Annotated in this window: 7 protein-coding genes; 1 reads left to right on the top strand and 6 read right to left on the bottom strand. The window is 69.5% G+C overall.

The genetic code is table 11. The annotated features are described in order from the left end of the window. Window positions 1-114: zinc ribbon domain-containing protein (locus ACWEPL_RS50620; protein WP_452440581.1), on the top strand; the 114-nt coding region annotated here is incomplete at its 5' end. A 260-nt stretch (window positions 115-374) separates the two neighbouring features. Here the strand turns inward: ACWEPL_RS50620 and ACWEPL_RS50615 are convergent. Genes ACWEPL_RS50615 through ACWEPL_RS50590 form a run of 6 tightly spaced genes read right to left on the bottom strand, consistent with a single transcriptional unit; the run spans window position 375 to window position 7,920 of the window. After that, a complete protein-coding gene (locus tag ACWEPL_RS50615; RefSeq protein ID WP_452440580.1) occupies window positions 375-2,189 on the bottom strand; it encodes a right-handed parallel beta-helix repeat-containing protein in 1,815 nt (604 codons plus the stop codon). Next, window positions 2,186-2,953: an RraA family protein gene (locus tag ACWEPL_RS50610; protein WP_363966693.1), complete on the bottom strand. Its 768-nt coding sequence runs from the start codon at window positions 2,951-2,953 to the stop codon at window positions 2,186-2,188. Before ACWEPL_RS50610 ends, ACWEPL_RS50615 begins: the two co-directional genes overlap by 4 nt. An 8-nt stretch (window positions 2,954-2,961) precedes the next feature. After that, complete coding sequence (locus ACWEPL_RS50605; protein ID WP_452440579.1) at window positions 2,962-4,914, bottom strand: hypothetical protein; 1,953 nt, start codon at window positions 4,912-4,914, stop codon at window positions 2,962-2,964. Window positions 4,915-4,916: 2 nt separating this feature from the next. Then, complete coding sequence (locus ACWEPL_RS50600) at window positions 4,917-5,687, bottom strand: carbohydrate ABC transporter permease (RefSeq protein WP_363966690.1); 771 nt, start codon at window positions 5,685-5,687, stop codon at window positions 4,917-4,919. Window positions 5,688-5,719: 32 nt separating this feature from the next. Further along, complete coding sequence (locus ACWEPL_RS50595) at window positions 5,720-6,652, bottom strand: carbohydrate ABC transporter permease (RefSeq protein ID WP_363966689.1); 933 nt, start codon at window positions 6,650-6,652, stop codon at window positions 5,720-5,722. Further along, the gene (locus tag ACWEPL_RS50590) at window positions 6,649-7,920 is read right to left on the bottom strand and encodes an ABC transporter substrate-binding protein (RefSeq protein WP_452440576.1); all 1,272 of its coding nucleotides are present in this window, start codon (window positions 7,918-7,920) and stop codon (window positions 6,649-6,651) included. Before ACWEPL_RS50590 ends, ACWEPL_RS50595 begins: the two co-directional genes overlap by 4 nt. Window positions 7,921-7,965: the final 45 nt, after the last annotated feature.

Here is a 7,965-nt window from a genome sequence, read left to right as displayed (position 1 = left end):
CAAGCCGTCTTCCGATGTACGGGGTGCGGGTTTTCCGCGCACGCCGACGTGAACGCGGCGATCAACATCTTGAGGGCAGGGCTTGCCCTTCGCGACGCTGCGCAAGCGGCTTAGCGAGAAGCCGCTCCCTTCATAGAGCGGAGGAGTCACGATGCGTGCGCTCCAGGGGTGCGGCGCCCGCGCGACGGACGCGGACACAGGCTGCTAGGAGGCCGGACAAGCGGGCAGCCCCCGCCGCGATGCGACGGCGGGCGTCAGGTGTCGGACGGCGGACGGTGGACGGCGGACGGTGGGTGTCGGGCGGTGGTCGGCGGTGGGGCGAGGGGCGAGGGCGAGCGCGAGGGCCCGGCCGGGCCGGACCCTCGCGATGGCGTCTAGCTCGGGATCGGGTACGGGAACGCGCTCGTCACACCGATCTTGTCGTACTCCATCTTCGAGGTGTCGAAGCCGTCCGCCCAGTTGGCGTTCTTGACCTCGTTGCACTTGTAGGCCTGGTACTTGTCGTCGCTGACCTTGCCCACCTCGACGTTCTCGATCGAGAACCCGCAGCCGCCCGCGTCCATGTGGACGCCGCGCGTGCCGGAGTCCGGCATCTGCCCGGCGGGGTCGTTGATGACGTCGCCGATCACCATCTGCGAGACGTAGTTGTCGATCGGGTGCGGTTCGACGTTGTGCACGCCGTAGGTGTAGAAGGCGCCCATGTCGCCGCTGTCGAGGCCGGTCTCCTCCAGGCGGATGTAGGAGAACCGGTTGTTGCGGGCGTAGTTGTCCTCGTTCTTGATCTCGGGACGGACCTCCAGGCTGATGCCGTAGCGGGCGCTGTGCTTGACGACGATGTTGCTGACCACGTTGTTGCCGGTGCTCATCAGCTCGATGCCGGCCGCGTCGCCGGGCACCAGCTCGCCGACGTGGTAGATGTAGTTGTTGGCGAACGTGTGGTGCCCGGTGATGTCGCCCTCGCCGGGATAGCCGCCCTCCACCTTGATGCCGTCGCCGCCGATGTTGTCCAGCAGGCTGTCGGTCACCTTGACGCGCTCGTTGGCGAAGAGCAGGAAGACGCCCGTGAAGCCGCTGTCGGACAGGTGCAGCCTGGTCAGGTCGATGTCGCGGGAGTTCGTCACGGTGATCATGCCGAACCGGTTGCGCGGCAGCTCGATCTGCCGGTCGTAGATCGGGTACTTGTGCTCGTAGCCCGAGTCGCCGGCGGCGTTCCACCCGTAGCGGTACCAGTCGACGAAGTCGGAGTACTGCAGCGCCAGCCCGTCGAAGGAGAGGTTCTGCACCCGCCGCTCCGGCGAGGACCCGGCCAGCGAGATGAGCGTCTTGACGGTGGGCGCCACGACCTTGTCGATCGAGCCCTTCGGCCAGTAGTAGACCTCGCTGTTGGCGAAGTCGAAGTAGTACTCGCCCGGCTGGTCGAGGAAGCGCAGCGTGTTCTGCAGGAAGTAACGCGAGCCGCTGCGGCTGTTGACGAGGCTGAAGCGGGTGTCGTGGTTGAAGGTGAAGAAGTTCTTGCGGAAGTCGGCCCCGCCCAGCGGCACGGTGTCGCTGAACCAGCTCCACGACCCGCCCGACCAGACGACCATCTGGGCGTTCTTGTCGAAGTCGGCGTCCCACTCCTTCGGGACGTCCTTGGGGTCGAAGAAGAGCCAGTTGTGCACGGCCTGGTACTCCGCCTCCGGCAGCACCGAGAACAGGTACGGCGACCAGAGGTCGTCGCTGGTCCTGTTGGGGTAGCGGGCGGTGGTGGCGCGCTTGCCGTCCTCGAAGAGGGTGTAGAAGTTCCGGTCGACCTTGGTCTTGTAGATGTTGTCGTCGTACTTCTGCCAGCCCGTCAGCGGCCTGGCCCCGAGCAGCCTGGCCTTGCCGGGGCCGTCGGCGCTGCGGTAGATGATCTTGTGGCCGTTCTCGCCGGAGTCGGCCTCGGTGAAGGTGATCGTCTTGTCGACCACGTAGTCACCGGTCTTGAGGTTGACCACGATGTCGCAGTTCTGGTGGTACTTCTTCTTGGCCCGGAGCTGGTCGCGGGCCTGCTCGATGGACTTCCACGGGCGCTGGGCGCTGCCGTCGCCGCGGTCGCCGCCTGAGGGGGAGACGAAATAGTCACACGTCTTGGCGGCAGCCGCCGGGGTCGGGGTCGTCAGTCCGCCCAGGAGTAAGACGACCGCGCCCAGGGACCTGAGGATCACTGGCTCTCCTTAACTTCCCGCCACCGCTCGTACTCGGCGCGGGTCTCGGGGGTGAGTGGGTAGTAGTCAGAAAGCGCCCCGCCCTCCTCGATGCGGGCGCGGCTGTAGCGCTCCCACTGCTCGTGGTCGGCGGCGGCCTCGAGCACCGACGTGGCGCGCCGGCGCGGCACGACCACGGCGCCGTCGTCGTCGGCCACGCACAGGTCGCCGGGCAGCGCGAGCGCCCCGCCCACGGCCACCGGCACGTCGTACGCCCACGGGAACAGCTCCGCCTGCGAGGCGTAATGAGGGGTCGCGCCCGTCGTCCAGAGCGGCAGCCCGATGCCGCTCACCCGGGGCAGGTCCCGGATCCTGCCGTCCACGACGATGCCCGCGCCGCCCTTGCGCTTGAAGTAACGCACCAGCATGTCGCCGAAGCAGCCGGTGTACGCGCTGCCGTACGCCTGCACGAGCAGCACGTCGCCGGGCTCGATCGTCTCCAGCACGGCCCACAGCGCGGTGTGCCGCTCGACGTACTCCTGGCCGAGCCCGGAGGCGATGTCCTCGCGCTGTGGCATGAACTGCAGCGTGCGGACCCGGCCGGCGATCTTCTGCCCCTGGGCGATGGGACGCGGTCCCTCGATGAAGGTCCGCCGGATGCCCTGGGCGTGCAGCTTGGCGCAGGCGGTGGCCGAGCTGATCCGCTTCAGCCCCTCCACGAGGACGGGGTCGGGTCCGGCGGGCAGCTGCCCGCGAACAGGCAGATCCCAGATGGCGTCGTCCATGTAACTCCTCAGTAGTACTGGTGTGACGGCGTGCGGACGCGCGCGGTCGTGTGCAGGTCGAGCCGGATGCGGCGGCCGGGCGGCAGCTCGACGACGAGGCGCGGCCCGTCCACCGTCACCTCCCGCTCCGACTCGGTGATCGGGGGAGTGGTGTAGGCGCGCGGGTCACCGGGGTAGTCCTCGTCCCCCCGGGTGATGACCGCGCGGTCGATGCGGTGCTCGCCGAACGCGCCCGCCTGGAGCACGACTCTTCGGGTGTGGGTGAGGCCGAGGTTGACCAGCTCGACGCGGGTGCCGTCGGGGCGTACCGAGTCGACCAGCGCGGCCACGTCCCGGGGCAGCCCCGGGCGGTGGCGGTCGGCGTCGAAGTAGGCCAGCCGGGTGGGCAGCAGCCCGCCGTTGTAGAGCACCTGCGGGGTGCCGGTGACGAGCTGCAGCAGCGCTTCGGTGAGCACGGGGTTGAGCCGCTGCCAGTGGTGCACGTGGATGGCGGACAGGTCCTCGTGGTCGGCGTCGATGAGCGCCATCCGGCGCTGCACCTGCCCGAGCGCGGTGGACAGCATGGCCTCGGGGAAGCCGGGGTTGGCGCCGCGCAGGAACTCCAGCCAGGGCGCCTCGTGCCCGGCCTCCTCCTTGTTCCGGAACGGGCGCACCGTGGCCCAGTCGTATCCGGAGGCGGCTCTCAGCCGGTCGAGCCGCTCGGCGTCCTGCCCTCTGAAAGCGGTCTGTCCTCCGAGCGAGGTGTGCCAGAGCCAGACGGGCAGGCCGAGCTGCGGCGGCTGGAAGTCGAACCAGCCCCCGTCGTCGTGCCGGTTCGGCACCAGCATGGTGGGCTTGCCAGCCTCGTCGCCCAGCTCGGCCAGCCAGCGGTCGCTGGTGCTCATCTCCGTCTCGGTCACGCCGGCCTGGATGGCCTTGTCGTACACGATCTCCAGGGGGTCGCGGCCGATGGCGAGCGCGGCTTCGTCGCCGGTCAGCAGGTGGGCGTTGACGGCGGCGATCGCGGCGGCGGCGCCGACGCTGTAGAGGCCGTGCGGCCACTGCCAGCCGTAGGTGCCGCCGTACCAGCGGCCGCCGTGCAGCTCGCCGACCTCGCCGGACAGGCCCACGTTGTCGGGCAGGATCCCGCCGTTGGCCGCGGCCCGGCGCTCCCAGGCGCCGATGTAGCGCAGGGCCCAGTCGCGGTAGCGGTCGTCGCCGTCGTACAGCCAGGCGTTGACGGCCAGGCTGGTCGCGGCCAGGTTGACGGCCACGTCGCCGCGGCCGAGGCGCTCGTTCATGGCGGCGCCCATGCGGGCGGCGTTGCTCGGGTCGCCCAGGTCCGCCCACTCCGCGATGCCCGGCAGGTCGCGCAGCGGCAGGCCGTACGGCCGCATGCTGATCAGGTCGGTGTGGTAGGAGGCCCACTCCCACTGCAGGCCGTAGCGGGGGCCGCCGGCGCCGTTGTGCGGGGCGCGGATGATGTCGTGCTCGGCGTCGTAGTTGGCCGAGCCGGGCAGGTAGAGGTCGGCGAAGCGGCGGGCGCGCTCACGGAATTGCTCGTCGCGCGGGTCGGCGGCGCAGATGCCGTAGAACAGCAGCAGCGACTCGCCCTGGTGGAACCAGTCATAGCCGCGCTCGAACTCGTCCACCAGGTAGCCCAGCTCGGTGAGCTGCGCGGTCACGCCCTCCCAGTGGTGCTTCGAGGCGTCCAGCAGGTCGTCGGCCCCGCCCAGCTGGTAGAGCGTGGGCCAGTTGAAGAACGCCTCGTAGAAGTCGTCGGCGCCGTCCCGGTCGGCGGCCGGCCCGTGGTAGACGAGCCGCCCGTCGGGGCCGCAGTAGCGGGCGGCGAACGCCCGCCAGGCCTCGTCGAGGGCGTCGAACAGCCTGCGCTCGAGCACCGCCCAGACCGGTGGCACGCCGAGCGGGACGGTCGCCGTGACAGAGGGACCGTTCGCGGGTCCCGGAGATACTGTCCGCATCTTCACCCTTTCGTTGCTCCGGCGGTCAGGCCGCTGATGATGTGCCGTTGCATGAAGACGAAGAAGACCAGCAGCGGGGCGATGGCCAGCAGCAGCGTCGGGAAGACCACCGTGTAGTCGGTGGAGTACTGGCTGACGGCCGCGTAGACGCCGGTGGTCACGGTGTAGAGGCCGCTGCCGGGGCCCAGGATGATCTGCGGGTTCACGAAGTCGTTCCACACCGAGAAGGTGTTGAGGATGACCATCGTGGCGACCGCGGGCCTCATCAGCGGGAAGACGATCTGCCAGAACGTACGCAGCCTGCCCGCCCCGTCCACGGCCGCCGCCTGGTCGAGCACGGCCGGGATGGTGGCGATGTAGCCGGCGTACAGGAAGATCGAGAACGGTAGCGTTAACACGGTCTCGAACAGCACGAACCCCCGGATGGTGCCCATCAGGCCGAGGGTCTTGAGCACGTACACGACGGGGATGACCAGCACCTGGCCCGGGATGAACGTCCCGGCCAGGAAGAACAGCATCAGCATCCGGAAGCGGCGCTTCGGGCTGCGCGCGATCACGTACGCGGCCGGCGCGGCCAGCACCACCGACAGCACGTTGACCGCCACCACGAACAGCAGCGTGACCGCGTAGCCCTTGACCACGTTGAACTGCGGGTTCGTCAGCGCCCTGCCCAGCGGCTCCAGCGTGAGACCCCCCAGGCCGAACGGGTCGGCCAGGATGTCCTGCTGGCCCTTGAACGCGTTGACGGTCAGCACGTACAGGGGGATCAGCATGAAGGCGACGGTCGCCCAGAGGAACGTCCTTCTCACTGGTGGACCGCCAGTTCCCCGCGCCTGCGCAGCCTGGTCACCACGAACGCCAGCGCCGCCGTCACCAGCATGAGCAGCACCGACTGCGCGGAGCCGAAGCCGAGGCGGGCGTCGTGGAAGGAGTTCCACAGGATGAGGTAGGCGACGGTCTGCGTCTGCCCGGCCGGGCCGCCCGCCGTCAGCGACACCACCAGGTCGTACGTCTTGAGCAGCGTCACCAGCGACAGCACGATGTTGACCGTCACGGACGGGCCGAGCGCCGGGAGCGTCACGTTCCTGAACACCTGCCGGCGCGTCGCGCCGTCGATGCGCGCCGCCTCGATCAGGGAGTGCGGCACGGCCTGCAGCCCCGCCAGGTAGAGCACCACGTTGACCCCGAACCCGGCCCACACCAGCACCCCGATCATGGTGACCGTGGCCCACGCCGGGTCCGACAGGAACGGCAGCACCTCGCCGCCCCACTTCGTCACCAGGTTGTTGACCGCGCCATTGGTGCCGAGGATCGCCGACCAGAGGAAGCCGACCACGAGGGCGCTGAGCACGTGCGGATAGAACAGGACGATCCTGAAGAACGTGTTCGCCTTCGAGGCGCCGTTCACCAGGAGGGCGAAGCCGAGGCCGAGCAGGTTGAGCCCGGCCGTGCCCGCGGCGGCGACCAGCAGGGTGACGAGGGCGGCGCGGCGCAGCTCGGGGTCGTCGAGGAGGTCGAGGTAGTTGGCGGCGCCGACGAAGGCGGGGTCGGCGCTGAAGCCGTCCCAGTCGGTGAGGCTCAGGTAGAGCGCCAGGCCGACCGGGACGATCAGCATCACGGTGTAGAGGACGGTGGCGGGGGCGACCATGATCGTGGTGGCCCACCCGTCACCGCGCCTGGTCTTCGGAAGGGCGGGAGCTTCGGGGACGGCTGGGGGCGCTTCCCGGGTGAGCGTCATTTGCGGCCGGCCAGCCAGCGGTCCACGCCCTCGGCCACTTCCTTGGGCGACTTGCCCACGTACAGGCCCTGGACCTCGGTGTTCCACGCGGCGTTGAAGCCCTTGGGGAGGGTCGCGTCGCCGTACCCCTCACCCTGCGGGACGCCGGAGGGGGCGCTGTCGAGGATCTGCTGCACCTGCTTCTCCAGCGGGGTGAACTCGCGCTCCACGCCGGCGCGGAAGTTGCCGTCCTGCTTGAGCTGGCTCTTGACCGCCACCTGGTCGGTGACGAGCCACTGCACGAGCTTGAGGGCCGCGTCCTTGTTCGGGGTGGACTTGAGGATCATGTACGGGGCCGCCATCGTGGCGCCCTGCGGACCCGGGTACGCCTGGCCCTTGTCGACCGGGGCGGGGAAGACGCCGACCTCGAAGTCCTTCGTGGACTTGGCCTCGGCGGCGGTGAACCAGCTGCCCATCACGTACATGGCAGCCTTGCCGGACAGGAACGCGGTCTCGGCGTCGGCGTACTTCGTGCCCAGGGCGTTCTTGTCGACGTAGCCCTTGTCGATCCAGGTGCGGTAGCGCTCCAGGTAGGGCAGCAGCGACTCGCCGGCCTTGAGCTTGTCCGCCTTGACGTCCTGCTGCCAGGTGGGGTGGAGCTGGGCGCGCGACGGTCCGGAGAACTGCAGCAGCTGGAGCCCGGTCAGGAACTCGCCGCCGGTCTGCAGCGGCAGCCACCCGGCCGTCTTGAGCTTGCCCATGGCGGCGTCGAACTCGTCGAGCGTGGCCGGCGGCTTGTCGATCCCGGCCTTGTCGAACGCGCTCTTGTTGTAGAAGACCAGCGACTGCGCCTGCACGCCGACGCCGACCGTGTAGATCCTTCCGCCCAGGCTCGCCTCCTTGGCCAGCGGCGTGTCCTTCGCCCACGGCTGGTCGGTCAGGTCGAGCATCTGCTTGGAGAGCGTCTCGTCCACCGTCAGCGTCTCGACCACGTCGGGCGCGTTGCCCGCCGCGAGCTGCTGCGGCAGCGTGTCGGCCACGCCCTTGCCGGTCGGCGCCTCGACCTTGACGTCGACGCCGGGGTTGGCCTGCTCGAACGGCTTGACCAGGCCGTCCCAGTACGCCTGGGTGAGGTTCGGGGTGATGTTGACCAGCATTCGCACGGTGATCTGGCCGCCCTCGCCCTGCTTGGCCTGCGAGTCGCCGGCGAAGCCGCCCCCGCCGCAGCCGGTGAGCAGGAGCAGGCAGCTGAGGGCTGTGGGAGCGAGGAATGGATGGGGGGAACGCATCGCACCTCCAAGGGGGCGAGATCTGCGACGCCTTTTAATGGGTCG

The sequence above is a fragment of the Nonomuraea sp. NPDC004186 genome (assembly GCF_053603495.1).
The sequence above is the reverse complement of the archived record's forward strand: the minus strand, read 5'-3'. Positions and strand labels throughout refer to the sequence as shown.